Here is a 26,274-nt window from a genome sequence, read left to right as displayed (position 1 = left end):
CGCCCGGCCAGGGGCGCGGCGGGGGCACCCTCCGGACGGCGGCACGACAGAGGGGTCACCCATCACACGGCAGAGCGACAGAACGACAGAACGGCAAAGAGGTAGGAATGCCACTGAATCGATAGAATTCGACCATGGCAGAGCGACCACCCGTCGCTCCGACCGCACCGGAACTCGTCCTCGAAACCGACGGCGGTTCGACGGTGATGAGTCCGAGCCGGGACTATCACGTCGGGCGCGACCCCCAGAGCGAGATCGTCCTCGACGACACCCGGGTGTCCTGGCACCACGCGGTGCTGCGCACCACCGACGGCCACTGGACGGTCGAGGACGAGAACAGCACCAACGGCACCTACGCCGACGGGCGCCGGGTCCATGAGTGGGATGTGGGTCCGGGCAGCGAGATCCGGTTCGGCAGCCCGGCGGACGGCCCCCGGGTGGTGCTCGCCGAACCCCCCGCCGTCTCCCTGCCGGGTGCCACCGGCACCTTCCGGCAGCCCACGAGCGTCCATCCGCTGCCCACCCGTACGGTCCGCATCGGACGCTCCTCCGACAACGACTTCGTCGTCGACGACCTGACCGTCTCCCGCCACCACGCCGAGCTGTGCACCCACCCCGACGGCAGCTACGAGATCGTGGACCTCGGCTCCCACAACGGCACCTTCCTCAACGGCCGACCGGTCACCCGCGCGCCCATCGGCCAGGGTGACATCGTCGGCATCGGCCACTCGGCCTTCTGTCTGGTCGGCGACCAGCTCCAGGAGTACGTGGACACCGGCGAGATCTCCCTCGACGTCCAGGACCTGGCGGTCACCGTGGACGGCGGGCGCAAGACCCTGCTCGACCATGTCTCCTTCCCGGTCGGTGAGAAGTGCCTGCTCGCGGTGGTGGGGCCGAGCGGTGCGGGGAAGTCGACCCTGCTCAACGCCCTCACCGGGCTGCGCCCCGCCGACCATGGACGGGTCCTGTACGACGGACGCGACCTCTACCACGACTACGCGGAGCTGCGCCGGCGTATCGGTCTGGTGCCGCAGGACGACATCCTGCACACCCAGCTGACCGTGCGCGCCGCCCTCGGCTACGCGGCCGAACTGCGCTTCCCCCAGGACGCCGACCCCGCCGAGCGGCGGGCCCGGGTCGCCGAGGTGATCGAGGAGCTGGGACTCGCCCAGCGGGCCGACCAGCCGATCCACCAGCTCTCCGGCGGACAGCGCAAACGCGTCAGTGTGGCGCTGGAACTGCTCACCAAGCCCTCGCTGCTCTTCCTCGACGAGCCGACCTCGGGTCTCGATCCGGGTATGGACCGCTCGGTGATGCAGATGCTGCGGGGCCTGGCGGACGACGGACGGACCGTCATCGTCGTCACGCACAGCGTGCTCAGCCTCGATGTGTGCGACCGGCTGCTGGTGCTGGCGCCCGGCGGCCGGATCGCCTACTACGGGCCGCCGGAGGAGGCTCTTCCGTTCTTCGGCCAGGAGCGCTGGCCGGAGGCGTTCGAGGCGTTCGAGAACGACCGCGACCGGGACTGGGCGGGCGCCTACCTCGCCTCCTCCTGCCATGCCTACGCCACCTCCCTGCAACCGCGCCCGGGTGACGACGCCCTCGCCGCCCCGGTCGCGGCCCCGGAGCCCAAGGCGCAGAGCTGGGGCGCGCAACTGTGGACACTGGTACGCCGCTACACCGCCGCCCTCAGCTCCGACCGCACCTTCATCGCCGTCATGGTCGCGCTGCCGTTCATCATGGGCGCCATGGCCCGCGCCCTGGCCGGTGGCCAGCTCACCCGGGAGACGGCGATGAACGCCCTCCTGATCCTCTGTGTGGGCGGAGTGCTGACCGGCGCGGCCAACGCGGTGCGCGAGCTGGTCAAGGAACGGGTGATCTACCAGCGGGAACGGGCGGTCGGGCTGTCCCGCTCGGCCTATCTGATGTCCAAGATCGTCGTGCTGGGAGTGATCACCGTGGTCCAGGCGGTGGTGCTCACCCTGGTCGCGCTCGCCGGGGTCGATCTCAACGCGCCCGGCGGGCGGGGTGTGCTGATGCCTCCGCTGCTGGAGATCACGCTGGCGGTGGCGCTGCTGTCGTTCACCGCGATGATGCTGGGGCTGCTGATCTCGGCGCTGGTGCGCAAGGAGGAGGTCACCATGCCCCTGCTGGTGCTCCTCGCCATCGTGCAGGTCGTCTTCTGCGGCGCGCTGCTGCAACTGCACGGTACGCCGGTGGTCGAACAGCTCGCCTGGCTGGTGCCCTCCCGGTGGGCGCTGGGGGCGATGGCGGGCACCATCGGACTGCACCGGCTGGTGCCCGGCGCGCTGACCGCCGACCCGCTCTTCGGCCACTCCGTGGGCGTCTGGCTGACCAACATGGGCATGATGGTGGTGCTCTCGGCGCTCTTCGGCTTCCTGGTCGCCCGGCTGCTGCGGCGCCGCGAACCCGCCGTGATGCGGAAGTGAGGGGGACACGATGGCCCCTGACGGCTTCCAGCCCAGCCATGTCGTCCCCCACGAGGGGCTGTCCGCCTGGGAGTCCCCGGACCAGACCCGTCCGACCGCGCCGCTGGACCCGCTGCTGCCGGTCCGGCTGATCGACCGGCGCGGGGACTGGGGCCGGATCGAGTGCGCCAACGGCTGGACCGCGTGGGTCGACGGCCGCCTCCTGGTTCCCGTCCCCCACGGCCCCCCGGCCTCCGGGCTCCCCCTCGCCCGTACCGCCGACCCCCGCCCCCTCCTCGCCCGCGCGGAGGAGGCGCTCGGCGGCTACCGGCGCGCCCTGGACGACCTGGCGGCGGGCCGGATCGACGGCGAGACGTTCCGGGCGCGCACCCGGGGGACCCGGGTGGGCGCGGTGCTTGAGGGCGAGTCGGTGTGGCTGTACGAGTCGGAACACGAGCGCTGGGTGTACGCGAGCGGCGAGCAGCTGGTGACCTACGCGGTGGGCGCGGCCCCGGCGGCGGGCGGCGCGCCCGGTGCGATACCGGCGGCGCAGCCCGGCCGGCCACCGGGGACGGCGGCTCCCGGTGCCGTCCCGCCCGTGGCGGCCCCGGGTACGGGGGCGCCGGGCGGCCAGCCGTCGGTGCCACCGGGCCCGGCCTCGGTACCGCCCGGACCGGCCTCGGTACCACCCGGCCCGGCGTACACACCGGCCGATCAGGCGTACGCACCGCCGGGACAGGCATCAACGCCGACCGGACCGGCTTCCACACCGCCCGGGCAGGTCTCGGTACCGCCGGGACAGGCGTACCCGCCGACCGACCAGGGCTACCCGCCACCCGGACCGGCCTCCGCACCGCCCGGACAGGCGTACCCGCCGCCCGGCCAACCCACCACGCCGGCCGACCAGGGCTACCCGTCGGCGGCCCAGCCCACGGCACCGGCCGACCAGGGCTACCCGCCGCCCGATCAGACGTCGATGCCGCCCGGCCAGCCCTCCGTACCGCCGGGACCGGCGTACCCGCCCCCCGGCACCGATCCCTCCGGCGCGCCGACGGCCACGCCCCCGTCCACACCGGCGACACCGCCGCCCGGCTCCCCCACCCCGGTACCGCAGGCGGTACCACCACCGCCCACCGTGGCGGTACCGCCCGGCGCCGCGCCCCCGCCCGCCGTCTCCCCGAGCATGGCTCCGACCGCCTCGGCGCCGCCGCCGGGACCCGGGCGGTACGCGGCCCCGCCCCCTCCCGGCGGTGCCGTCCCCACGGCCTCGGCGCCGCCGCCGTCCGGGACCTCCGCGCCGTACGCCCCTCCCGCCCGTGAGCCCACCCGGGTGGTGCCGCCGCCCCCGGACCCGCGCTGGAGCGAGGGCCGGGAAGGCGCCGGGACCCCGGACGGCGGCGCGGAACGCGACGAGCGCGACGACTGGGCCGACCGGTCCGACCGGGCCGACCAGGCTGACGCATATCCAGACGACACACCCGATGAGGACCGGGCCCGGCGCGGCGGAGGTGAGTCCGGATGAGCGGGGAGGAGCCCGGCACGGAGCCGGCCGGGCTGGACAACGGTCTGCCGTCGGGGCGCCCGACCGATCTCGTCGGGCGCCGGATCGCGGGCTACCGCGTCGAGAGCGAGATCGGCCGGGGCGGCATGGCCGTGGTCTACCGGGCCCGCGACCTGCGGCTCGACCGGATCGTGGCGCTCAAGCTGCTCGCCCCCGAACTGGTACGCAACGACACCTTCCGCAAGCGGTTCGCCCATGAGTCCCGGGTGGCCGCCGCCATCGACCACCCGCATATCGTGCCGGTCTTCGAGGCCGGGGAGACCGAGGGCCTGCTCTTCATCGCGATGCGCTACGTACCGGGCCAGGACCTGCGCGCCCTCCTGCACCGCGAGGGCCCGCTCCCGCCCGGGACGGCCGTACGGATCTCCGCCCAGGTCGCCTCGGCGCTGGACGCGGCGCACGCCCACGACCTGGTCCACCGCGATGTGAAGCCGGGCAACATCCTGGTCGCCGAGGGCACCGACAGCGACCACCCCGAACACGTCTACCTGACGGACTTCGGACTGACGAAGAAGTCGCTCTCGCTGACGGGGTTCACCCACAACGGGCAGTTCGTCGGCACCCTGGACTATGTGGCCCCGGAGCAGATCTCCGGCCAGCCGGTGGACGGCCGCTGCGACGTCTACAGCTTCGCCTGTGTCGTCTACGAGATGCTGACCGGCTCCGTGCCGTTCCAGCGCGAGGACGACATCGCGCTGCTGTGGGCCCAGCAGTTCGACGCGCCGCCGCCGCCGACCGGTCTGCGTCCCGGGCTTCCGCCCGCCACCGACGCGGTGCTGCTCAAGGCCCTGGCCAAGACTCCCGGCGAACGGTACGACAGCTGCGGGCGGTTCGTGGCGGAGCTGCGGGCCGCGCTGCTGACACCCGTATCCGGCCAGACCACCGATCAGGGCGGCGGCCAGGACGCCACCACTCCTCCTCCGGTGCCCTCCGGCACGGACAGCGGACGTCCCGAGCCCCCTCCCGGCCCACCCGAGTGGGCCCGTCCGGTCTTCCCGGGCGTTCCTGTGTGAGCCGGTCCGCCGGTACGCCGATCCACCGGTCCGGTACGGAATCGGCGATACGGAGCCGTACGCACCGGAACGAACCGATCCGCAATCCCCGGCGGCGCCACTGCGCCACCCGGGGCTACGCCGGTCCCGGCCCCGCCGGGCGCAGCCAGCGCGCCAGCAGACCACCGAGAAGGCCCGTGACCAGGCCCCACAGCACCGCGAGCCCCAGCGCCGACCACAGCCGTGGGTCCAGCCGCACCCGGGCCCCGAGCGCGCCGCCCGCGTCGCCGATGCCCAGCAGGCTCAGGCCCCAGGAGGCGTCGACGCGCACCAGCGAGCAGACCGTGAACACGGTGAGGACCAGGGCCACCGCCATCCGTACCGCCAGCAGCCCCAGGGGCGTGTCCCCCGGGGAACGCGCGGCCAGCAGCAGCCCGGCGCCCAGCGTCAGCAGCGCAGCACCCGCCAGCAGCCACCAGACCCGGCCGTCGTGTCCGGCGAGCGTCTCCAGGTTCAGGGTGCCGCCGCCGGGTGTGCGCAGCACGAGTTCGAGCACCCGGGGCACGGGCAGCCCGAACGGTCCCTCGGCCCGGCCGTCCCAGGTCGCGCCGAGGCCGAGGGTGAACGCGAGCCAGACGAGGTTGGGCAGCCCCAGCAGCAGCACGGCCAGGGTCTGCGCCGGATGCCCCTGGGTGACGGCGACCACCAGACAGGCGACCACGCCCATCACCACGGCGGCCAGCAGCAGGACCGCCATGGCGTGCGCGGCGGGGCGTACCGTGTCCTGGAGCCCCGTCCACCGCGGGGGCAGCGGCGCCCGCCGCGAACACAGCAGCGCGAGCGCGCACACGACCGCGAGGAAGAGCAGCCCGAAGAGCAGGGTGGGCACCACATCGGCCGCGAAGCCCACGGTGGGGGTGGCGCCGAGCAGCGCGCCCAGGTCCAGGAGGCCGCCTGACGGGGTGAGCGCGAAGCTCTGCCGGGCGAGGGCGGCGAGCCCGAGGAGCGCCACGGCCCACAGCGCGGCCAGCCGTCCGGCCCAGAGCCCCAGTTCACGGGCGCCGACGACGGCCCGGTGCCGCAGCGGGCGGAGGAAGCCGTACGCGAGGACGAGGATCCCGGCGAGGGTGACCGACAGCGGCCACAGGGCGAGTTCGCCCCGGGAGCCGCCGAGGAGACCGGCGTCGCCGGTGAGCCGTACCGTGCCGCCGACCGCCAGGACGACGGTCGCGGCGACCACCCTCGGGAAGGCGCCGTCCGGCAGGTCGGCCGCGCCCGCCGCCCACAGCCCGAGCGCGGCGACGGCGATCAGCGCCACGAGCGTGGCGGCCACCACCGCGAGGGCGCGCGCCCAGCCCTCGGGGGACGGGGTGACTGCCCGGTGCTCCGGGGGCGTCGGCTGGCTCACGCTGCCACGCTAAGCAGGGCGCGAGCGGGGCGCGCGCCGGGCGGGCCCGTCGGGCGGTGGCCCCGGCGTCTCCCGGGGCCACGGACCGTCCCGTACCGCTGGCACCCCCGCCGCCCACCGTCCGCTTGCGCCGGGCGCGAGGACACGGCACACAATGGGAGGGAGGGACCCGTCTGGTGGTCCCTCCGACCGGCTCCCCTCCGGTGTCCGAGGACACTCTGGCCGGTTCCCGTCGGCTTCCGGCCGCCGTGTGGCGGCCGTCGGCCGGACCGTTGCGCTTCGAGCCGGTCCGTGCCGCCTCCGTGTCCGGGTGGTGGCAGCGCGAGCGGTGGGAAGAAGAGCCCGTGCGCGCCGAACCTCCGTCACCCGAACGGCCCAGTGGCCCTCCGTCCGGCCCCTTGTCGGGGCAGCCCGCCCATGAACCCACCCACGGCGATTCCGCCGCGCCACCACCGCCACCACCGCCACCCAGCGGCCCTCAGCAGCCCCCGTCGGGTCCTCCGGGTCCGGACGAGGGCGGCCCGGCGGCCACGGGTGGCGAGGGCGGCAAGGGCGGCCCCTGGTGGCGCTCGGTCCCCAAGGTCGCGGCCCTCGCGGCGCTGGTGGTGCTGGCGGTCGTCCTCGTGATCGTCCTCACCCGCCCCGGCGGCGGTGGTGGCGGCTACTCGTCGACGGGCGGCGGCGAGGTGTTCCTGCGCCCGGCGGCTGCGGCCGGGCCCGATCCGTACACGGCGTCGAGCGCCCAGGCCGGTGAACCGGTCCCGCAGCCCACGGGACCGCCGCCGAGTTCCCCGTCCAACAGCACGGTCCAGTCGATGAACGGCGGGGAGCCGGGTCTGTACGGCGGGAAGCAGTCGGACGCCAGTTGCGACGTCAACAAGCAGATCGCGCTGCTGACCTCCAACACCAAGACGAACGCGGTGTTCGCCTCCGTCCTCGGTATCCAGCCCGGTGAGGTGGCGAGCTATCTGCGCTCCCTGACCCCCGTCCAGCTGCGGATGGACACCCGGGTGACCTACTACGGGCTCAAGAACGGCGCCGCGACCCAGCACCAGGCGGTGCTCCAGAGCGGGACGGCCGTCCTGGTGAACGACCTGGGCGAGCCCACCGTCCGCTGTGCCTGCGGCAATCCGCTGAAGCCGCCGGTGGAGCAGAAGGGGTCGGTGCGGTACCAGGGTGAGGCATGGCCCGGCTACAACCCGGGCACGGTGGTGGCGGTCCAGCCCGCCGCCAAGCCCGTCCAGGACTTCGTGGTCTACGACCAGAGCGGGAGCAACTGGTTCACCCGCCCCGCGGGCAGTGCGGGGACGGAGGACAAGAAGACCACTCCTCCGGCGACCACGCCGTCGCCCACCCCGCCCGCGCCCTCACCCTCGGCACCGGCGGGCTCCCCCACCCCCGGTTCGTCCACGCCCGGCGGGCCGACGCCGGGGGGAACGGCTCCGAGCACCCCGGCGGGAGCGAGCACGACCGCGCCGCCGCCGTCGCCTCCCCCGGCCTCGCCGCCCGTCGAGCCTCCGCCCGCGCAGACACCCCCGCCGCCCCCGGCCACCCCGGCAACACCGCCACCACCGCCGCCGCCGCCGGGCTATGGCACCACGGGCGCCTCGGCTCCGGGGAGTGAGCCCCTCACACCCGCGGCGTGACCGCGGCAGGGGCCGCGGCTGGTCCGCCGACCGGCCGCGGCCCGCGAGCGGGTCAGCCCGTCAGCCGAGTTCCAGCGTGGTGACGCCGTAGACCCGGTCCGCGCGGACCTTCGGTGCCGGTCCCGTGTACATCCGTACGGTCGGGAACTGCGCCTCCAGGCCGCGGCTCAGCGCCAGTTCGGTGGCCGTCGTGTGCTCCTGGGGCATATCGACCGCGATCCGGTCACCGGGCGTGAGATGCGCCGTCAGCCCGTCCAGCAGGGCCTCGGCGTCCTCCCGGGTGTCGGCGAAGAGGGGGCCGATCCGGTGGCTGTCCCGGCCGGGCCTGATGACGCCATAGCCGGTGAGGCGGCCGTCGCGGAGCCGGGCGCGCGCGTGGTGCCCCGGCGCCGTCACCCAGCGGGCGACGAACCCGCCGCGGTCGGCCGGGAAGCACTCCCGGTCGTACGCGCGGATCTCGTCCAGCAGATCGGCGGTGACCGGGGCGGTGCCCTCGGCCGGGGCGCCGGAGGGACGGACGGTGCCCGCGTACCGGACGGTGCCGTAGTCGGGGGCGAAGCCGGAGCGCTCGTAGTTGCCCTGCTGGGCCGGGACCGCGTCCAGGCCCACCAGCCGGTTCCCGGCATGGGCGAAGGCGGCCCGCCAGGTGGCGAGGCCATGGCCACGGCCCCGGAGGTCGGGGCGGACCAGATAGTGGCCGAGGAAGGCGTAGTCGTCCGAGTAGGTGACGATGGAGATGGCCGAGACGACCTCCCCGCCGACCCGGCCGACGAAGAACCCGGCGGGATCGGTGGGATGGAAGCAGGCGGCGTCCCCGTTCCCCGGGTTCCACCCCTCGTCGGCGGCCCATTCGGCGATCTGGAGCCACTCCTCCAGGGAGGCGCGGGTGACGGTGAGAGTGTCGCTCATGATGTATTTCGTCCCTTTCTGATCTCTCGGGGGTGTGATCTCTGCGGGTCCGATCCGCACGGGGTCCGCGTTGGTGATGGTCTGATCGGTACGGGTCCGCATCGGGGTGCGGAGGGTCGTCGGCGGTGCGGAGCACCGGCCGGGGGGAGGGGCGTACGGGACCGCCGGAGGTGCGCGGAGGGCCGGTGCCCGACGGTGGGCCACCGTCAGACCAGGTCCATGGCGGCGACCTCGTCGGGGCTGCCATAGCTGACGGGCCCCTGGAATCTGCGCCGGGCGGTGGCGAACCACCAGGCGGCCGCGACCAGCAGCACCACCCCGAGCGCGATCGGCGCGTAGTTGAAGGTGGTGAGGGTGATCGGGGCCTGGTGCGGCAGCATGAACAGCACGCTGCTCAGCCCGATCCAGACCACGGCGGTCCAGGCGATCGGCCTGCCCCAGCGCCCAAGATGCCAGGGTCCCGGCTCGAAGGCGTCACCCAGACGCAGCCGGAGGAAGATCGGCACCCCATAGGCGACATAGAGCCCGACGACATTGACGCTGACGATCGCGGTGAAGGCGGTCGGGGACCACCAGGCCGGGATGATCAGCACGAAGGAGCAGCCCGCGGCGAGCCAGACCGCCTTGACCGGGGTACGGGTGCGCGCCGAGACCGAGTGCCAGTGCCGGGAGCCGGGCATGGCGCCGTCCCGGGCGAAGGCGAAGATCTGCCGGGTATTGCTGGTCATGTTGGCGAGCCCGCAGAAGAGCATCGCGCCGATGACGATGAGCAGGAGCAGTTTGGCGGTTCCCGCGCCCAGGGCGTCGATCAGAATCCGCACGGGCGGCGCGGAAGCACTCGCTGTAGCCGGATAATCGCGGATCGCATACACCAGCGCGAGCATAAGGAGCAGTCCGGCGACGGCCGAGCTGCCGATCGCCCACATGATGCCGCGTGGCGTGTTGACAGTGGCCTTCACCGTCTCCTCCGACATGTGGAAACTGCCGTCGAAGCCGGTGAACGTCCAACTGGTCACCAGGAGACCGAGCATTGCGGCGTAGAGCCCGCTGGTAAACCCGGTGCCGTTCACGAAATGGGTGACGAATGACGGGGACTGATGGTCGGTGGGGACGGTCACCAGGCAGACCACGATCACGGTCATGCCGACGCCCAGCCACCAGACGGAGATCCGGTTGAGGGTGGCGACCAGCCGGACCGTGTAGGTGTTGGCGAGCGCCTGTAACAACAGGATGAGCGTGGTGATCAGCACCGTACGGTGGGCGGTGGCCACATAGCCGGGCCAGTGCAGCGCGATGAACGCCTGGAGGAAGGCCGCGGCGGCGTATCCGGTCGCCGCCGTACCGCCGATCTGTCCCACGAAATTGAGCCAGCCCGTATACCAGGACCAGGCACCCTTATGGCGTTTGGCGAGTTTTCCGGCGGCGAAGTAAAGGGCTCCGCTCGTGGGATAGGCGGAGGCGATCTCCCCCATCGCGGCACCGACGAAGAGAACCATCAGCGAGACACCGATCCAACCAAAGACCAGAACGCTGGGACCGCCCGCCCCCATACCGAATCCAAAAGCGGAGAAGATACCGGAGATGATATTGATGATGGTGAAGGAGATGGCGAAGTTGTCGAACGCGCGAAAACGACGGGTGAGTTTACGCGGATACCCCATGGCATGGAGTGTGGCGTTGTCGTCGAGAGCGGTCGCGGCAGCATCGGTTTCATGGGTCTGACGTCTTCTCGGCCGCGGAACAGTCGTGCGTTCGGACACAACCGCGTCCTTTCCCCTGGTGTGGTCGGTGGAGGGTGGGTGTGGCTCGGGGACGGTCTCGGGGCGGGCGGCGCGGCCCCCCGGGCCCGGGGCGCGGATACGGCACCCGCTCGGCCGGGGCGGGCGGGCCGGCGACCTGTGGCTGATGACCGCGTACGGGGATGGGACGACGGTCGTCGGGCGGGCGCGGCCCCGGCGGCCTCCCCCGCGGGTCAGCCGGTGGCGGGCACCGGGAGCCCGCAGGACCGTCTCGCCCTGGTCAGCTGTTCCTCGGGGGGCCCGAAGCGGCTCCAGGGCATCCGGGAGGCGTAGGGCCCCATCGCCAGCAGCACCTCGCGCGCCTGCGGCTCGCACCGGCCGAGGTAGAGCGCGTGCGCCAGATAGGACAGGTCGAGTACGGGGGCGAAGCGGTAGCCGGTCAGCCGCGGGAACCAGTTCTCGTAACCACCCGTCGCGGTCGACACCCACTGGGGCTGGCGCCAGATCTGGTACGCCAGCAGGGAGTTCGGGTCGTACTCCTCCACGAGGACCACCAGCGGAAGCAGCCGCAGCGCGGAGTCCTCGGGGGCGCGGGAGCTGAGGAAGGCGGCGACGTCCCAGCGGGCGCTGGCGGTGCCGCCGTGCCGGGTGAAGAAGTAGGCGAGGAAGCGGTGGTGCGCCTCGCGGTTCCAGGGGTCGAGGCCGAGGACTCGGGCGAGGAGCTGCCAGGGCCCGGGAGGCGAGGTCAGAAGGCCCTTGGGCGCGCGGTCCCGGGGCCGCTGGACACGGGCCAGCGCGAGCCGGGCGACCCAGGGGGTGGGGTCCTGGGGGAAGAGCCGGGCCGCGCGTTCGCAGGCGGCGCGGGCGATGGTGAGCAGGGTGCCGGTGTGGGAGTCGCCCTCGTCGGCCGAGCGCAGGGCCCTCAGCATGGCGACCCGGGCCCACAGCAGTGCCGCGTCGGGTCCTGGCTCCTCGTCCAGCCAGCGTTCGGCGAGGTCGGAGTCGGCCGCCTCGGAGGCCAGGACGAGTGAGCGGTGTGCCCGCAACTCGAAGTCGCCGTGGGTCTCCTGGAGCGCGGCCTGGGCGCTGTAGTAGCGGCCCGCCTTGACGTCGATACAGGCGCGGGCGAGCTGGTGGTCATCGGCCGCCGGGTGCCAGACGTACTGTCCATCGAACACGCCAGCGACGCTCCCCTCCATGGTCCCCTCCACGTTCCCCCGGGGTCCCCCCGGATGGTGCGCTCCGCGATTCCGGCCAAGCCGAAGAATGCCGGACCCCTGTGGATCTACGGCGGCGGGACCACACCCTACTCACGAACAAGTGAGAGGGAAAACACTCGTCCGAGTAACCGGCGGATCCGTTTTTTCACCCGGCCCGGCGAACTCACCCGGCACCGGAGCCCCATCGGATCCGGCGCCGGATCCGTCGTCAGATCCGATGTCAGATCCGATGTCAGTTCCAACGACCGGCCCCGCTCGGACGCGGTGCGGATCCGGCGGAGATCCGGCGTGGATCCGGGGTCGGTTCCGGCCCTCTTCCCACCCGGTTCCGGTCCGCTTCCCACCTGGTTCCGGTCTGCTTCCCACCTGGTTCCCGGCCGGGCGCACCAGGGATCCCCATCGGGCCATCGAGGATCCAGCCAATTTCCGAAACTAATCGCTCATCGAACCCTCACTATCGATTACAAAGTGACGCGGCAATCGGAATATCGGTCATCTCACTCGTACGCGTGAACGACCGATACCTCCTGGGGGCGGGATCGTTGGCGGGGCATGATCAACGCACGACGCACCACCCTCATCTCCGCACTGTGTGTGGCCGCCGCTCTCGTGGCGGGTCCGGCCGCGAGCAGCGCCAGCGCGCGGTTCGCGCCCCCGCCGGTCACCGTGGACGCCAAGGGACGGATCGCCGCCGACGGCACCGTCACCCTCAGCGGCACCTATGCCTGCTGGTCCCCGGGGTCCGGTCCCGTACTCCTCGGCGCCAAGGCCCTCCAGGGCGGGCAGAAGGTCGAAGTGGACCTCGTACGGGCCGTCTGTGACGGCCGGATCCACACCTGGCGCAGCAGCGGACGCTCGACGTCGGCCACGCTGCTGCCGGGGGCGGCCCGCGCGGAGGCGACCCTGCTCAAGCTGGACACGTCCCACGGCTTCATCCCGCTGCCGGTCTTCCTGGGAGAGACCGATTCCGCGCTGCGGCTGCACCGCGCCTGACCGCGCCTCCGCCCCCGCCCGCACCGGGGGCGGAGCCCACCGCGCGACCGCCCCGGCGCGCGTCACCCCGCCCCGCCTCGGCGCGCGTCACCCCGCTCCGGCCCATCTCACTCCCAGCGCGGCCCGGTCACTCCCAGCGTGTCGCCAGCAGCAGCGCGATGTCGTCGGGCCGGTCCGCCGCCTGCCGGGCCTCCCTGATCAGCCGGTCCGCCGTGGCCGTCAGCGGGCAGTCACCGCACTCGGCCAGCGCGTCCCGCAGCCGCTCCACGCCCGTGTCGATGTCGATGCCCGGCTGCTCCACCAGCCCGTCCGTGTAGAGGGCCAGCACCGCGCCGGGCCCGAGGGAGAACTCGGTGACCGGGTAGTCGGCCGCCTCGTCCACGCCGAGGACGACCCCGCCCGTCAGATCCAGCACCTCGGTCCGGCCGTCGCCGTGGCGCAGCAGCGGCTGGGGGTGCCCGGCCCGTACCGCCTGGGTCCATCCGGTCAGCGGGTCCACGAGGATGTAGCAGCAGCTCGCGAACTGCCCCGGATCCAGGTCGATGAGCAGCCGGTTCGTCCCGCTCATCACCTCCTGCGGATCGTGCCCGCTCAGCGCGAACGCCCGTACCGCGCTGCGGAGCTGGCCCATGGTGGCGGCGGCGGAGACCCCGTGTCCCTGGACGTCCCCGATGACCAGGGCGATCCGGCCGCCGGTCTCCACCACGTCGTACCAGTCACCGCCGACCTCCATCCCCTGCGTACCGGGCAGATAGCGGCCGATGGTCTCGGCGTGCGCCAGCTCCGGCAGCCGGTGCGGGAGGAGTGCGTCCTGGAGGCCGCGGGCGAGGGCCGCCTCGGTGTCGTACCGCTGGGCCCGCTCCAGCGCCTGGGCGATCAGACCGGCCAGCGCGGTCAGTACCGACCGCTCCTCGCGGCTGAAGCCACGGGGCTGGTCGAAGCCGAGGATGCACGAGCCCACCGGGCGCCCGGAGGCGATCAGCGGCAGAAACGCCCGCGCCCCCACATGGGCGTCGAGCGGGATGCCCGGGTAGGCCTCGCCCAGTTTCTGCATCGACTCGAAGAAGAGGGGGCGGCCCGAGGTCAGCGTCTCGACCCCGGGCAGCCGGGTGTCCAGCGCCACCCCGTCGAAGCGGTCGAGAAAGCCCTGGGGGAAGCCGGTCTCCCAGGCGAGGGTGAGATGGCGGTCGTGCAGCAGGTAGATGGCGAGCTGACGGCCGCCGAACGCGGGCAGCAGCTCCTGGGTGACCACCGCCGAGACCTGACGGGCCGTGACCGCCTCGGTCAGGGCGATGGCCAGCGCCACCGGGCGGTAGAGGGTGGAGGCCCGCTCCGACGGCGGCCCGAGACCGGGCTTGGGGAGGGCCTCCAGCGTCGGCGGCCCCCCGGAGGGCCGCTGGGGCGCCTGGGCGAAGGTGACGGTGACCCCCTCATGGCCGGGGTAGAGGGAGACCGCGAGCCACTCGTCGGCGCGGTGGTGGGCCACGAAGTGGACCGGCGAGTGGGAGATCAGGGCGGCCCGGTAGTGGTCCTCGTAGGCGCTGAGGCCGAGCCAGGGCAGCGCCTCCCAGAGCACCCGGCCCTCCAGTTCCGGGCGGGCGCGGGCGAGCAGGTGCTCCGCGACGGGGTTGGCGTAGGTGATCCGGCCGAGCCGGTCCAGTGACAGGACCGCGCGCGGTACCCGGTCGACCGCCTCGGCGACCACCGGTCCCGCACCGAGGTCCAGCACCGAGCCGGTGAGCACCGCCGCCGTCTCCGCGCCGGGCGGGAGGCCGCCGCCGGAGACCTCCACGAGCTGGGTGTGGCCGTCGGGGGCGCGCACCCGTATCCGCAGGGTCACCGGGCGCCGGGCCGTGGCCGCCCGCCCGGCGAGCGCCCACAGCCCGATGACGTCCTCCCGCGCCATCCGCGCGGTGAGCGTGTCCATGGTGCCGTCGAAGGCCGTCGGGTCCACCCCGAGCAGGGTGTGTGTCTCGTCGTCGGCGTCGACGGTGCCCGTGCGCGGCTCCCAGGTGAAGTGGCCGATCCGCACCGGCGGGGTGACGGCGGGGAGTTGGACGGGGACGGGTTCGTCGTCCCAGCGCACCGAAGCGCCCCGCGCGGCCAGCGCGCCGAGCTCCGTGCCCAGCCGCCGGGCGAGCGCCCGCATCCGCTGCCGGTCGCCGCTCTCCACGGGATGGCCGGGGGTGGCGCGCCGCAGCACCCCCAGCACCCCGTACGTCTCGTGTCCGTCGCCCACCGGCTCGTAGAGCGAGCTGAACGCGAACGGCAGTCCCACCACCAGCTGCGGAAAGCGCCGCATCGCGTCCTCGGTGTCGGCGATATGCACCCCCTGCCCGGACCGGAACGCCTCCGCCACCGGGAACGGCCGGTCGACATGGATACGCCACCAGAAGCGGAAGAGCCGGGTCGGCAGTCCGGCGAGCACCGCGAGCCGCAGCAACCCGGGTGTCACCGAGCGCAGGAACACCCCGCCCGCGTATCCGCCCACCGCCTCCACGGCGCTCGCCGCCGCACGGGCGATCAGGCATTCCAGCTCGTCCGGCGCGCGATCCCCGCTTCTCGGCCCGTCGGCCGCCCGGGGCGCGTGCGGCGTAACGCCTCCGGCGGTGTCGTACCGGGTCACACAGCCAGCATGCTCCCCCGTCCGTCCCCCGCGCATCTTCACTCACGTCGGCACCGCCCCGGGCGGCCGACGAACCGGGGCGGCGCGGCGCGGTCCCGGGGACCCGCCCGTGCCGCCCGTGCCGCCCGTGCCGCCCGTGCCGCCTACGGCAGGTTCGGTACGGGTGGGCCGCCCGCGCCTGGCGGGCTCCCCCGCCCGTACCACGCGAGGGCCGCTCGGGGGATCACCAAGCCACCGGCGTCCGCCGGATCAGAGACCGAGCTCGGAGAGACCGGGGTGGTCGTCCGGACGGCGGCCGAGGGGCCAGTGGTAGCGGCGGTCCGACTCCTTGATCGGCCGGTCGTTGATGGAGGCGTGCCGGGCGCGCATCAGCCCGCGCCCGTCGAACTCCCAGTTCTCGTTGCCGTACGAGCGGTACCAGGTGCCGGAGTCGTCGTGCCACTCGTAGGCGAAGCGCACGGCGATGCGGTCGTCCTGGTACGCCCAGACCTCCTTGATCAGCCGGTACTCCAGCTCCCTGGCCCACTTGCGGGTGAGGAAGGCGGCGATCTCCGCCCGCCCGGTGACCCATTCGGCGCGATTGCGCCAGCGCGAGTCCTCGGTGTAGGCGAGGGCCACCGTGGCGGGGTCGCGGGTGTTCCAGGCGTCCTCGGCCAGCCGGGCCTTGCGCGCGGCGGAATCCTCGGTGAACGGCGGAACGGGCGGTCGCTGGGACATGGCTCTCCTCGACGGATCGGCACCGATGGCGAGAACGTACGTTCTCCACTGCCGCCCACCTTAGGAGAACGTTGATTCTCTGGCAACCGGAGCCGACCCGAGCGCCCGACCGCCCGGAGTGTGAGACGGCGCCACCGCTCCCGCTCTCGCACGACCGGGCCACCGGACTCCTGGGCTATGTTGAGCGCGAGTGGGAGAGAGGGAGTGACACCCGTGCCATCAGATCAGCGGGCACGCGCACAGGCCGCCGCGATCACGCCGGGAGGGCCGTCCTCCACCCCGGAGCCGACCGCCGCCGACCGGATCACCGCCCTCTTCGGGGGCCATCGACTCTCCCCCGGACAGCGGCGGATCGCGCGGTACATCACCGACCACCTCACCGAGGCCGCCTTCCTCTCCATCACCGACCTCGCCGAACGGGCGGGCGTCAGCCAGCCGTCGGTGACCCGGTTCGCCGTGTCCGTCGGCTTCAGCGGCTACCCCGCGCTGCGCGAGGCGCTCCAGCCGATCGCGCTCAGCGCCATCGCCGGGACCCCGGACACAGGAGGCTCGGCCCGCGGCAACGAACTCCAGTCCGCCGTGGACGCCGAGATCGAGAACCTGGAACAGCTGCGCCGGGTCCTCTCCGACGCCGAACGGATCGTCACCATCGGCCGGGAGCTGGCCCGTTCGGTGCCCCTGACGGTGCTCGGCCTGCGGATCTCCGAATCGCTCGCGGAGTACTTCGCGTACGCCGCCCGGCGCATCCACCCGGACGTCCGCACGGTGACCCGGGGCGGGAGCATCGCCTACGACACGCTGTTCCAGGCACGGGCGGCGGGCGGAAGCTGGGTCCTGGCCTTCGGCATGCCCCGGCACGCGCATGAGACCCTGGCCGCGATCCGCGCCGCGCGGGGCGCCGGACTGAAGGTCGCCCTGATCACGGATCTGGCACTCGGCCCCCTGACGGACGAGGCCGACCTGACGCTCACCGCGGGCACCGGGTCACGGCTGGTCTTCGACTCCTACGCCGCGCCCGGGGTGCTCTCGGCCGCGCTGCTCCAGGCCATGGCGGACGCCGACCCCCAGCGCACCCAGTCCCGCCTGGAGGACTACGAACACGCGGCGGAGCTGCACGACTTCTTCCTGGAGGACTGAGACCGGCCGGGCCCAGGGGATCCGGCGGGCCCTGAGCCGACGGGACCGCCGGGACCGGCCGTGTCATCGCGACACCACGGCACGGCGACCACCCGGGCCACCCCACCGCGCCCCGGGAACCCGCCGCGCCACGCCCGGCCCCCGGGGGCCATCACGCGCCTCGGACCCTTCCCTCCTCGTCCGCCACTGCCGCACAGTGCCCCAGGGGAGCCTCAAACCACACGGAGAACAGGGGTATTCAGACGTGATGGCGCATGAATTTTTTCATGTCCTTGCATAACCATCGGAATATATGTTTACCTCGTTCCTAGATCCACGGAACACACCCCGGCTCCCCCCATGGGAAGGAGCCGGTCACCCGCGACCACACATCCCACTCACCGCCCCGCCCGCCCTGGCATCCGGCCACGACGGGACCCCCGGGGTGACGCCACCGTCCGGTGGCCGCGCGGGCGGACCGGCACCCCCTCGGGCGAGCTTCCCGACTCCGGGCACCAGGGCCCGACGCCACTCCTCCTCGCGTCGGCTCCCAGGTGACCGTCGGGCACTCCGTCCCCTCGGACTGCCCACTTCGGCGGCCTCGGTCAACCCCTGGACCGAGGCCGCCACTGTTCCCCCAACCCGGGCCACAGGCCCCAGGGATGGGGGCACCACCCGGGCCGCAGCGCGCCCCACGCCCTCCGTCCAGCGCCGCAGGCTTTCCGCAAGGGTCTGGCATGCCTTCCGTCCGGTCGCGCGGGCATCCCCTCGACGACAGCCCATCCCGGCTGACCCGATATCGAGGCACGGGGGGACCATGAGGACGGAGTGGACACCGACCACCGCACGGCCGTTGGCCGACGCACCGGCGGCACCGGCCGCCGGAGCACCGGTCATCGAGACACCGACCGCCGCACCAACAGCTGAGACACCGACCGTCAGCGCACCGACCGCCACGGCATCCATCGCCACAACACCGGTCGGCGAGGCGCCGACCGCCGCACCCGCACCCGCTGAGACGGCGACCGCCGAGGTGCGGCAGTGGCTGACGCTGCTCGGACGCAAACGCGTCCTGGCCGTCGTCCACACCCTCACCTACGCGAAACGACTGCTCGACATCCTGTCCCTGCTGGAGGCGGACTTCCGGGTCCAAGTGGTGTTCACCGCGCCGCCGCACGCCTTCGGCGGGGAGGTACCGCTCTTCCTGGCCCGGCTCGGGAGCGCGGTGATGCCCTGGGAGGAGGCGGTTCGCACACCGTTCGACCTGGCCCTCGCCGCCGGGCCCCGGGAGCTGGAGCGTCTCCAGGCCCCGCTGGTCACGCTCCCGCACGGGGCGAACTATCTGAAGCGGCTCACCGGGATCGCGGACACCGGAGTCGCCGGGCTGCGCAGAAGGGACGTCGCTCCCGCCGGGCGTCTGCCCGCGGCGCTGGTCGTGCCGCACCACGCGGAACTCGCGGTGCTGGAACGGACCTGCCCGGAGGCGCTCTCCCGCGTCACCGTCGCCGGGGACCCGGTCTATGACCGGATCACCGCCAGCCTGCCGCTGCGCGAGCGCTACCGCGCGGCTCTCGGCCTCGCCGAGGACGAGAAGCTGGTGGTCATGGCGTCGACCTGGGGGCCGCACTCCGCGTTCGGCCTCTTCGAGTGGCTGCTGCCCCGGCTGATCGGCGAGTTGCCGCACGACGGCTTCCGGATCGCCGTACTCGTCCACCCCAACGTCTGGTCCGGCCATGGCGCCTGGCAGATACGGGCGTGGCTGGCGCGGTGCAGCGGGCGCGGGGTCGTTCTCGTACCACCGGAGGCGGACTGGCGTACCGTACTGATCTCGGCGGACTGGATCATCGGCGACCACGGCTCCGTGACCCTGTACGGCACGCTGACCGGGGCGCCCGTCCTCCTCGCCGCCTCCCCGGCGCAGGAGATCAATCCGGACTCCCCCGCCGCGACGCTCGCGGCCACCGCGCCCGCCCTCTCCCCCACACACTCCCTCGCCGACCAGCTCGTCTACGCGGCGCGGGAGTACCGCAGCGACGACTACGCGGTGATCAACGCGCGCATCACCTCGGAACCCGGCCGGTTCAACAGCCATATGCGCAGGCTCATGTACCGGATCCTCGGTCTGGGCCAGCCCGCGCATCCACCGGCGACGCTCCCCCTGCCCACCCCGCCGCCCCTGACGTCGTGGCGGACGCGGACGGGCGGCGGCGGGGGTGTCCCGTCATGAGCGGTCCCATGGTGGTGCGGGTACGGCTGCGGTGGGACCCGCCGGGGCGGCTCCGCTGGGAGGTGGACGCCCGGATGCTCTCGGGAGCGCCCACGCACCCACTGTCCACGCCCATGCCGATGTCGCTGTCACTGTCGATGGAGTGGCCGGTTTCCTCCCCCACGATCAAGGTGAGCCGGTGGTGCGCGCGCCCCGCGCGGGAGCCCGCTCACGCCGGGGGGCACGGTCCGGTCGTGGACGAGCACATCGCCGTCGACGCGGACCTGTGCGGCGGTGTCTCCGTACGGCACTGCGCCGACGTGCTGTACGGCAGCCGGCCCCGGACAGCCGACGAGGCCGTCTCCTGGCTCTCCCGGGTGCGGGCGGCGTCGCCGGGGTACGGGCTGGTGGCGGCGCGGCTGACGGCACCGGGCTGGTGGGTGGCGGCGGGCCGCCGGGACCCGCACCCGCTGCCGGTGCGAGGCGCCACCCCCGGCGGTACGGGCGGAGACTCCGCGCCCGGCGGTATGGGCGGGTACGCCGCGCCCGGCGGTACGGGGAGGGACCAGGACGCCTTCCCCCTGCTGCCGTCCTCGTTGCACGCCTGGCTCTCGACGGGGCACGCCCTGGCCGAACTGCCCGCCGCGCTCAGGAGCCGGGCAGCTCCCCCTGGCCGAACCACGCCCTGAGCCGGACCGCGTCATCGGGGCTCGTGCCCTCGTAGAGGGCGATGGCACGCGCACAGCACTCCCCGGTGGTGGGCTCGTCCCCCGCCTCGCGCGCGCTCTCGGCGAGCATCTGCCAGGAACGCGCCTGCCAGTGCGCCGCACCCGAGGTGGTGAACACCGCGAGGGCATCCCGCAGCAGCGAGACGCCCTCGCGGTACTCGCCCGCGCGGCACCGCGCCCGCCCGAGGAAGGCGAGGGCGCGTGCCGCGTCATGCGGATCGTGGACGGCGACCATCCGCGCGTGCGCGTCGGTGAAGTAGCCGATGGCGGCGCGCGGATCGCCACGGTCGAGGGCGATCTCACCGAGCACGGTCCTGGCGAGGGCGGCGCCGCGGGGGTAGCCGCATCCCTCCCAGACCGAGATGGCGGCGTTCAGATAGGACTCCGCGCGCTCCGGCCGACCGCCGTCACGGTGGCAGGAGCCGAGGCCGTGCAGGGCCTGTCCCTCGTCGCGCGGGTCGCCCGCGGCACGGGCGGCCCGGAGCGAGTCCTCGTACCAGGCGAGGGCGGTCTCCGTACGGCGCGCGGCGACCAGTCCGATGGCACCGGAGTTGAGCATCTGCCGTTCGGCCTCGGCGTCACCGTCGCCGCGCGCCGCCTCCAGACCGATCTCATGCGCCTCGATCCAGAGGCCGTAGTGCCGCAGCCTGAGGAAGAGCGGCCACAGGGCGTCCACGATCTGCCACCCCATGGCGTGCCAGCCGCGCTCGACGGCCGTCCGTACCAGGGTCATCAGATGCACCTTGCGGCTGTCGAGCCACTCCAGCGCCCCGGTCTCGTCCGCGAACGGCTCGGGCAGCCCGGCCGGCCCGTGGACGTAGGTGCGGGCCTTCGTGGCCTGGTGGGGCGTCAGCCGGGTCTGAGCCGCCGTCGCGGTCCGCAGATACCACTCACCGGCCCGCCGCAGCGCCACGGCGCGCTCGGCCTCGGTGTCGTCCGCGAGCGCCCGGTCCCGGGCGTGCACCCGGACGAGATCGTGGAACCGGCACTCGTCGGGACCGATGTCCTCCAGGAGATGGGCGTCGACGAGTTCGTCGATACCGCGCTCGGCCCAGCCCAGGGACTCCCCGCAGGCCGCCGCCGCGGTGCGGGCGTCGACGGTGGGCAGCGGCAGCGCGCCCAGCGTCCGGTAGAGCCGCGCCGCCGGTTCGGCGAGGACCCCGTACGACGCGTCCAGCGCCATCGCGACGGTGGCCTCACCGACCACCTCCAGGGCGGTCAGCCGCCCGGTCTCCTGGGTGAGCGCCCTGGCGTACGCGGACATGGGCTGGCGCGGTCGCGCCGCCAGCCGGGCCGCGGCCAGACAGACCGCGAGCGGAAGTCCGGCGCACAGGGTCACGATCTCCCGGGCCGCGGCCAGTTCGCGGGCGACCCGCTCGGCGCCGATGCCGCGCCGGAGCAGTTCGACGGCGTCCGCGGCCCCGAACGCCCCGACCTGGTGGAAGGCCGCGCCGTCCATCCGCAGCCCGGAGAGCATCCGTCTGCTGGTGACCACCGTGACGCAGCCGGGGCCGCCGGGCAGCAGCGGGCGCACCTGGGCGGCGCTCAGGGCGTTGTCCAGCAGGACCGCCACCCGCCGTCCGGCCGTGCTCGAACGCCAGAGGGCGGTCTGCTCCGCGAGATCGGCGGGCAGGCCGCGCGCGCCCAGGGCGCGCAGGAACGAGCCGAGCACCTCGCCCTGCTCGGCGGGGTGGCCACTGACCGCGTACCCCCGCAGGTCCGCGTAGAGGAGCCCGTCGGGGAACTCCTCGGCCACGCCGTGCAGCCAGCGGGAGGCGAGGGTGGTCTTCCCGACCCCGGCCGGTCCGCTGATGACCACCAGCGGCTGCCCGTGGCCGAGCAGTCCGCTCAGGGCGTCCAGGTCCTCCTCGCGGCTGACGAAGTGCGGTGGCAAGGGCGGCAATTGCCGGGGCACCGGAACCGATGGCCCGGTGTCGGCGTGGACGTGGATGCCGCCGTGCACCTCGCGCGCCTGGATCGCGTGCCCGTGGATCCCGGCGTCTCCCGTGATGACGTTGCGGGTCTCGCCCCCGTCCGTCATGTCCCGCGCGCGCCCTCCGCGCCCCTCGTGAGCAGTCATGCGTCCGACCCCCATCGTCGTATGCCGCGGTCCGCCTCCGAGGATTACCGCCAGGGCCTGACCTGGCCAGGGGGCCAGCCGATCACCCAGGAGTGGGATCCGGCCAGTCGTGGGCGATGTGTGGCGGCCCGGCCCGGCCCGTGTCATTCTCACGGACAGCTTGTCAGCGCGAAGGGACGAGCCAGCGGGGGGCGCTGGGCGTGGAGATCCATTTACTCGGGCCCGTGGGGCTCTCACAGCACCGGGCCGGTCCGTCCGGCGGGTTCCGCGTCGAGCTGGGCTCCGACAAGGAACGCATCCTCCTCGCCTCGCTGGCGCTCGACGCGGGCCGTCCCGTGCCCCTGACCACGCTGATCGACCGGCTCTGGGAGGACGACCCGCCGGCCCAGGCGCGGCAGAACACCCACACCTATATCTCCCGGCTGCGGCGGCGGCTGCGGCGGGCCGCCGAACTGGCCGGCGAGAGCCCGGCCCAGATCACCAGCCGGGCGCACACCTACGCGCTGGAGACCGATCCCGACCGAGTCGACTGGCTCCGGTTCCAGCGGCTGGTCATGGAGGCCGGGGCGGGCGACGACGACCGGCGCACCGCCGACGCCCTGACCGGGGCCGAGGGACTGTGGCGGGGTGAGGCGCTGGCCGGGCTGCCCGGGGTGTGGGCGGCCTCCGTCCGCACCGGTCTGGAGGAGAAGCGCGTCACCGCCTCCGTCGCACGGCTCGCGGCCAGGCTGCGGCTGGGGCACTTCGGTGAGGTGATCGCGGAGCTCTCGGCGCTCACCGGCGAACGGCCCGGGGACGAGACACTGCTGGGACAGCTCATGCTCGCGTACTACGGCAGCGGCCGGTTCGCCGAGGCCCTGCGCGTCCACCAGCGGGCCCGGCAGCTCCTGATGTCCGAGTTCGGTTCCCTGCCGGGGGCCGAACTGAACCGGATCCACCGGGGCGTACTCGACCGGGTGCCGGTACGGGCCCTGGTCCGGGGCACCGCGCCCGAGCCCCGGACCACCACGTCACGGACCGCCGCGCCACCCGGGCGCGCCCTGCCTCCGCGTAACCTCCCGCACCAGCCGTCGCTCGTCGGGCGCCACAGCGAACTGCGGGCCCTGAGGTCCGTCATCGAGACGGCGGAGGAGCGGCCGGTGATCACCCTGGAAGCGGTCAGCGGCATGGCGGGCGTCGGCAAATCGGCCATAGCCATCCATATTGCCGAATTGTTCGCGCCGCGCTTCCCCGACGGCCAGATCTATCTCGACCTCCAGGCGCACTCCTCCACGCGAGAACCGCTGAACCCGGAGGCCGCGCTCGCCACGCTCCTGCGCCTCATCGGTGTCACGTCCGACCAGATCCCCGCCGGACTGGAGGAACGCAGCTCCCTGTGGCGGACGATGATGGCGGACCGCCGGGCCGTGATCGTCCTGGACGACGTGGCGGGGCCGGAGCAGATCCGGCCGCTGCTGCCGGGCGGCTCCCGGTCCCTGACCGTCATCACCAGCCGCAGGCACCTCAGCGGCCTGCCCCAGGCGCTCTCCATACCGCTGGACGTCCTGCCCGCCGACGACGCGATCGAACTCTTCCGGAGGTTCGCGGGCGCGGAACGCACGGCGGACGTAAGGGAGATCGACCGGATCGTCCGCCTCTGCGGCTTCCTTCCCCTGGCGATCGAACTCGTCGCCAATCGCTTCCGGGCCCGTACGTCCTGGACGGCCGCCATCCTCGCGGAGCGCCTGGCGCGCGACCCGGGACGACTGGCCGAGATCCGGGACACCCACTCCGAGGTCGCCCGCGCCTTCGACCTCTCCTACCGCACCCTCACCCCGCCACAGCGCGACGCGTTCCGAGGACTCGGCCTCTACCCGGGCCGCGACTTCACGGCGGAGGCGACGGCCGCCCTCCTCGGCCTCGACCGGGACAGCACCGAACGGCTGCTGGAGGACCTCCTCCTGTGCCATCTCATCCGCGAACCCGAGGCCAACCGCTACCGGCTGCACGATCTCCTGCGGGAGTACGCACGCGCCCTGACGCTGGCGCACGACCCCGAGGCCAACCGTCGTGATGCGGTGCACAGGCTGATCAATTTCACCCTACATACAGCGGAGTTGGCGGATCGTCTCGCCTATCCCCGCCGTCTGCGGCTGCCGCCATCAGAGGCCATACCGGCACTGACGGTCGAAGCGACCGCACCACAGGACGCCGCGGCAGCGAAAGCCTGGTTCGAGTGCGAGCACCGCAACCTGCTGGCCATCGAGGATTACGCGCACACCAACGAACCCATGGAGATGACCGCCCGGCTCGCCTACGCGCTCGCCGGATTCCTCGACCGGGAGTGCCACTGGGACGAGGCCATCGCCGTCCTGTCCCACGCGATAGAACACTTCAGTGCCACCATGAACCACCCCGCTCTCAGCCGTTCCCTCATACAACTGAGCGCGCTCCAGGCACATACCGGCGCCTACGCGGAGTCCGCCACGAACGGCAGTCACGCCTTGGCCATCGCGCGGAGGCTGAAGGACAGCGAGGTGGAGGCCGAGGCGCTGCTGACCTTGGGCATGCTCCACCTGCTGACCGGTCGGTACCGGACGGGGCTCGTGCACTTCCAGAACGCGTACGCCGTGAAAAGCGTCAGCGGTGACGCATGGGACCTCGCCAAGGGGCATAACAACATCGCCGCCAGTCTGGTGTACCTGGGGGAACACGAGCGTGCGCTGGAGCACTACCTCAAGGCCGTGGAGGGATTCCGCCTCGCCTCGGACCAGACGGGCCTAGCGCAAACGCTCAACAATATCGGCGATATGCGACTTCGTCGCGGGGATATCGCATCAGCCCGGGCAGCGTTCGATGAATCTCTGAAAATCATCGACCTCACCGGAAGTCGATACGACCGCGCTACCGTACGGAGCGGTATCGCCGACGCACTCACCGAAGCCGGTGAATTCACTGAGGCCATGCGGCTCCACCAGGAGACGCTTCAAGAATTCAACCTTCTCGGCGATAAGAAGGGTATAGCCGACGCCCTCATAGGGATCGGCGAGGTGCACCGGCACCAGGGGGCGGGCGAACAGGCCATTACCCACCAACTCGACGCCCTCAGAATCGCCCGCGCCATCGGCGCGAGTCACCAAGAGGTCCAAGCCCTGCGCTGCGCGGGGCAGGCCGACTTCGACGCGGGACATCTCCGGTCAGCCCAGGGCTACCTGGAGGCCGCCGTGGCCCAAGCGGCCGCGACCGGAGACCATGACGAAGAAACGAAGGCACGAGCCGCCCTTTCTCAGATCCTGCGCGTCGCCGAAGCGACCCGTAGGACATCTGGGGCGTAGAGCCGCCTCCAGAAGCGCATACACGATGGGCCTATTGGTCTATACAAATCCAAACGTATGCCCTGTCACCACACAGACACACAACTTTGCTTCCCCTGACCAGGTGGGCTACGGTCTGCGCACAAGATCGCTCATCTCCATCAGGAGGAACGTTTCACCGTGCCCAGCCCGTCTTTCTTCAAGGCGTCAGCACCTAGCGGACTGAGGGAAGCCATTCAGGCCTTCATCTTCTTCCCCATGAAAATAATCATCATCAGACGCCATCTTCGCGTCGCATCCGTCTGACGGGCCCGCACCCCCCGCCCACGCCCTCGCCTCGCCCTCCACTGGCTGGACCCACAACGTATCCGCCCCCCAGTGAACCGTCCGCCGACACACCAACCCCCGTCGTGTCAGATGCGGCCCCAGGCGCTGAACCCGAGCCCGGACCGCCGCCAGGGTCAGCGGGCGAGGCCCTTTCCCCAAGAGGTATCTGAGGTCATGGCAGCAGAGCGGTGTCCGCGCGCTCAGCAGGACCTCCAGCAGTAAGGACTGGCTGCGGTGGAGCCGTGACGGACATCCGTCCGGCTCCTCCCGCGCCGTCTCCGTGC

The 26,274-nt window shown here is 72.9% G+C and carries 16 protein-coding genes; 9 read left to right on the top strand and 7 right to left on the bottom strand.

All coding sequences use genetic code 11. From position 1 onward, the window contains the following. Positions 1-134: 134 nt before the first annotated feature. The 3 genes from ACFVIM_RS14935 to ACFVIM_RS14925 are packed head-to-tail and all read left to right on the top strand — an operon-like array spanning position 135 to position 5,003. Positions 135-2,450, top strand: coding sequence for an FHA domain-containing protein (locus ACFVIM_RS14935; protein WP_384301175.1), 2,316 nt, complete (start codon positions 135-137; stop codon positions 2,448-2,450). A gap of 10 nt (positions 2,451-2,460) precedes the next feature. Further along, positions 2,461-3,951, top strand: a complete 1,491-nt coding sequence (locus ACFVIM_RS14930) for a hypothetical protein (RefSeq protein ID WP_384301174.1) — start codon at positions 2,461-2,463, stop codon at positions 3,949-3,951. Then, positions 3,948-5,003, top strand: coding sequence for a serine/threonine-protein kinase (locus tag ACFVIM_RS14925; RefSeq protein ID WP_384301172.1), 1,056 nt, complete (start codon positions 3,948-3,950; stop codon positions 5,001-5,003). Before ACFVIM_RS14930 ends, ACFVIM_RS14925 begins: the two co-directional genes overlap by 4 nt. Before the next feature lie 115 nt (positions 5,004-5,118). On the opposite strand, the gene ACFVIM_RS14920 is transcribed toward ACFVIM_RS14925, so the two are convergent. Then, positions 5,119-6,390: a streptophobe family protein gene (locus ACFVIM_RS14920; protein WP_384301171.1), complete on the bottom strand. Its 1,272-nt coding sequence runs from the start codon at positions 6,388-6,390 to the stop codon at positions 5,119-5,121. A gap of 344 nt (positions 6,391-6,734) precedes the next feature. Between ACFVIM_RS14920 and ACFVIM_RS14915 the strand changes: the two genes are divergently transcribed. Beyond that, positions 6,735-8,036, top strand: coding sequence for a DUF6777 domain-containing protein (locus tag ACFVIM_RS14915; protein ID WP_384301170.1), 1,302 nt, complete (start codon positions 6,735-6,737; stop codon positions 8,034-8,036). A gap of 60 nt (positions 8,037-8,096) precedes the next feature. Here ACFVIM_RS14915 and ACFVIM_RS14910 read toward each other — a convergent pair whose 3' ends face one another. The 3 genes from ACFVIM_RS14910 to ACFVIM_RS14900 all read right to left on the bottom strand — a co-directional run bounded on the left by ACFVIM_RS14910 (position 8,097) and on the right by ACFVIM_RS14900 (position 11,883). Beyond that, on the bottom strand, positions 8,097-8,945 hold the full coding sequence (locus ACFVIM_RS14910; protein ID WP_384301169.1) for a GNAT family N-acetyltransferase: 849 nt from the start codon (positions 8,943-8,945) through the stop codon (positions 8,097-8,099). A gap of 206 nt (positions 8,946-9,151) precedes the next feature. Next, positions 9,152-10,705 (bottom strand): amino acid permease, encoded by a 1,554-nt coding sequence (locus ACFVIM_RS14905; RefSeq protein ID WP_384301167.1) that lies wholly within the window; start codon positions 10,703-10,705, stop codon positions 9,152-9,154. A 212-nt stretch (positions 10,706-10,917) separates the two neighbouring features. Then, the gene (locus ACFVIM_RS14900; RefSeq protein ID WP_384301165.1) at positions 10,918-11,883 is read right to left on the bottom strand and encodes a hypothetical protein; all 966 of its coding nucleotides are present in this window, start codon (positions 11,881-11,883) and stop codon (positions 10,918-10,920) included. 573 nt (positions 11,884-12,456) lie between these two features. On the opposite strand from ACFVIM_RS14900, the gene ACFVIM_RS14895 reads away from it, so the two are divergent. Next, on the top strand, positions 12,457-12,897 hold the full coding sequence (locus tag ACFVIM_RS14895) for a DUF6299 family protein (protein ID WP_384301163.1): 441 nt from the start codon (positions 12,457-12,459) through the stop codon (positions 12,895-12,897). A gap of 127 nt (positions 12,898-13,024) precedes the next feature. Here ACFVIM_RS14895 and ACFVIM_RS14890 read toward each other — a convergent pair whose 3' ends face one another. Continuing rightward, positions 13,025-15,559 carry a SpoIIE family protein phosphatase gene (locus ACFVIM_RS14890; protein WP_384301161.1) on the bottom strand — a complete coding sequence of 845 codons (2,535 nt, stop codon included), beginning with the start codon at positions 15,557-15,559 and terminating at the stop codon, positions 13,025-13,027. A 213-nt stretch (positions 15,560-15,772) separates the two neighbouring features. Further along, positions 15,773-16,240 carry a DUF1348 family protein gene (locus tag ACFVIM_RS14885; RefSeq protein ID WP_384301159.1) on the bottom strand — a complete coding sequence of 156 codons (468 nt, stop codon included), beginning with the start codon at positions 16,238-16,240 and terminating at the stop codon, positions 15,773-15,775. 213 nt (positions 16,241-16,453) lie between these two features. On the opposite strand from ACFVIM_RS14885, the gene ACFVIM_RS14880 reads away from it, so the two are divergent. The 3 genes from ACFVIM_RS14880 to ACFVIM_RS14870 all read left to right on the top strand — a co-directional run bounded on the left by ACFVIM_RS14880 (position 16,454) and on the right by ACFVIM_RS14870 (position 20,251). Then, positions 16,454-17,377: a MurR/RpiR family transcriptional regulator gene (locus ACFVIM_RS14880; protein WP_384301157.1), complete on the top strand. Its 924-nt coding sequence runs from the start codon at positions 16,454-16,456 to the stop codon at positions 17,375-17,377. A gap of 1,012 nt (positions 17,378-18,389) precedes the next feature. Next, positions 18,390-19,583 carry a hypothetical protein gene (locus tag ACFVIM_RS14875; RefSeq protein ID WP_384301176.1) on the top strand — a complete coding sequence of 398 codons (1,194 nt, stop codon included), beginning with the start codon at positions 18,390-18,392 and terminating at the stop codon, positions 19,581-19,583. Continuing rightward, on the top strand, positions 19,580-20,251 hold the full coding sequence (locus ACFVIM_RS14870) for a hypothetical protein (protein WP_384301155.1): 672 nt from the start codon (positions 19,580-19,582) through the stop codon (positions 20,249-20,251). The genes ACFVIM_RS14875 and ACFVIM_RS14870 overlap by 4 nt, the downstream gene beginning before the upstream one ends. On the opposite strand, the gene ACFVIM_RS14865 is transcribed toward ACFVIM_RS14870, so the two are convergent. Continuing rightward, positions 20,211-22,370 (bottom strand): tetratricopeptide repeat protein, encoded by a 2,160-nt coding sequence (locus ACFVIM_RS14865; protein ID WP_384301153.1) that lies wholly within the window; start codon positions 22,368-22,370, stop codon positions 20,211-20,213. The two genes, ACFVIM_RS14870 and ACFVIM_RS14865, sit on opposite strands and share 41 nt — an antisense overlap. A 224-nt stretch (positions 22,371-22,594) precedes the next feature. Here ACFVIM_RS14865 and ACFVIM_RS14860 point away from each other — a divergent pair, with 224 nt between their 5' ends. After that, positions 22,595-25,684 carry a tetratricopeptide repeat protein gene (locus tag ACFVIM_RS14860; protein ID WP_384301151.1) on the top strand — a complete coding sequence of 1,030 codons (3,090 nt, stop codon included), beginning with the start codon at positions 22,595-22,597 and terminating at the stop codon, positions 25,682-25,684. Positions 25,685-26,274 lie beyond the last annotated feature (590 nt).

It is taken from the genome of Streptomyces sp. NPDC057638 (assembly GCF_042800315.1).
GTDB lineage: Bacteria > Actinomycetota > Actinomycetes > Streptomycetales > Streptomycetaceae > Streptomyces.
Note: the sequence above shows the minus strand (reverse complement) of the source record. Positions and strands in the feature narration are given on the sequence as shown.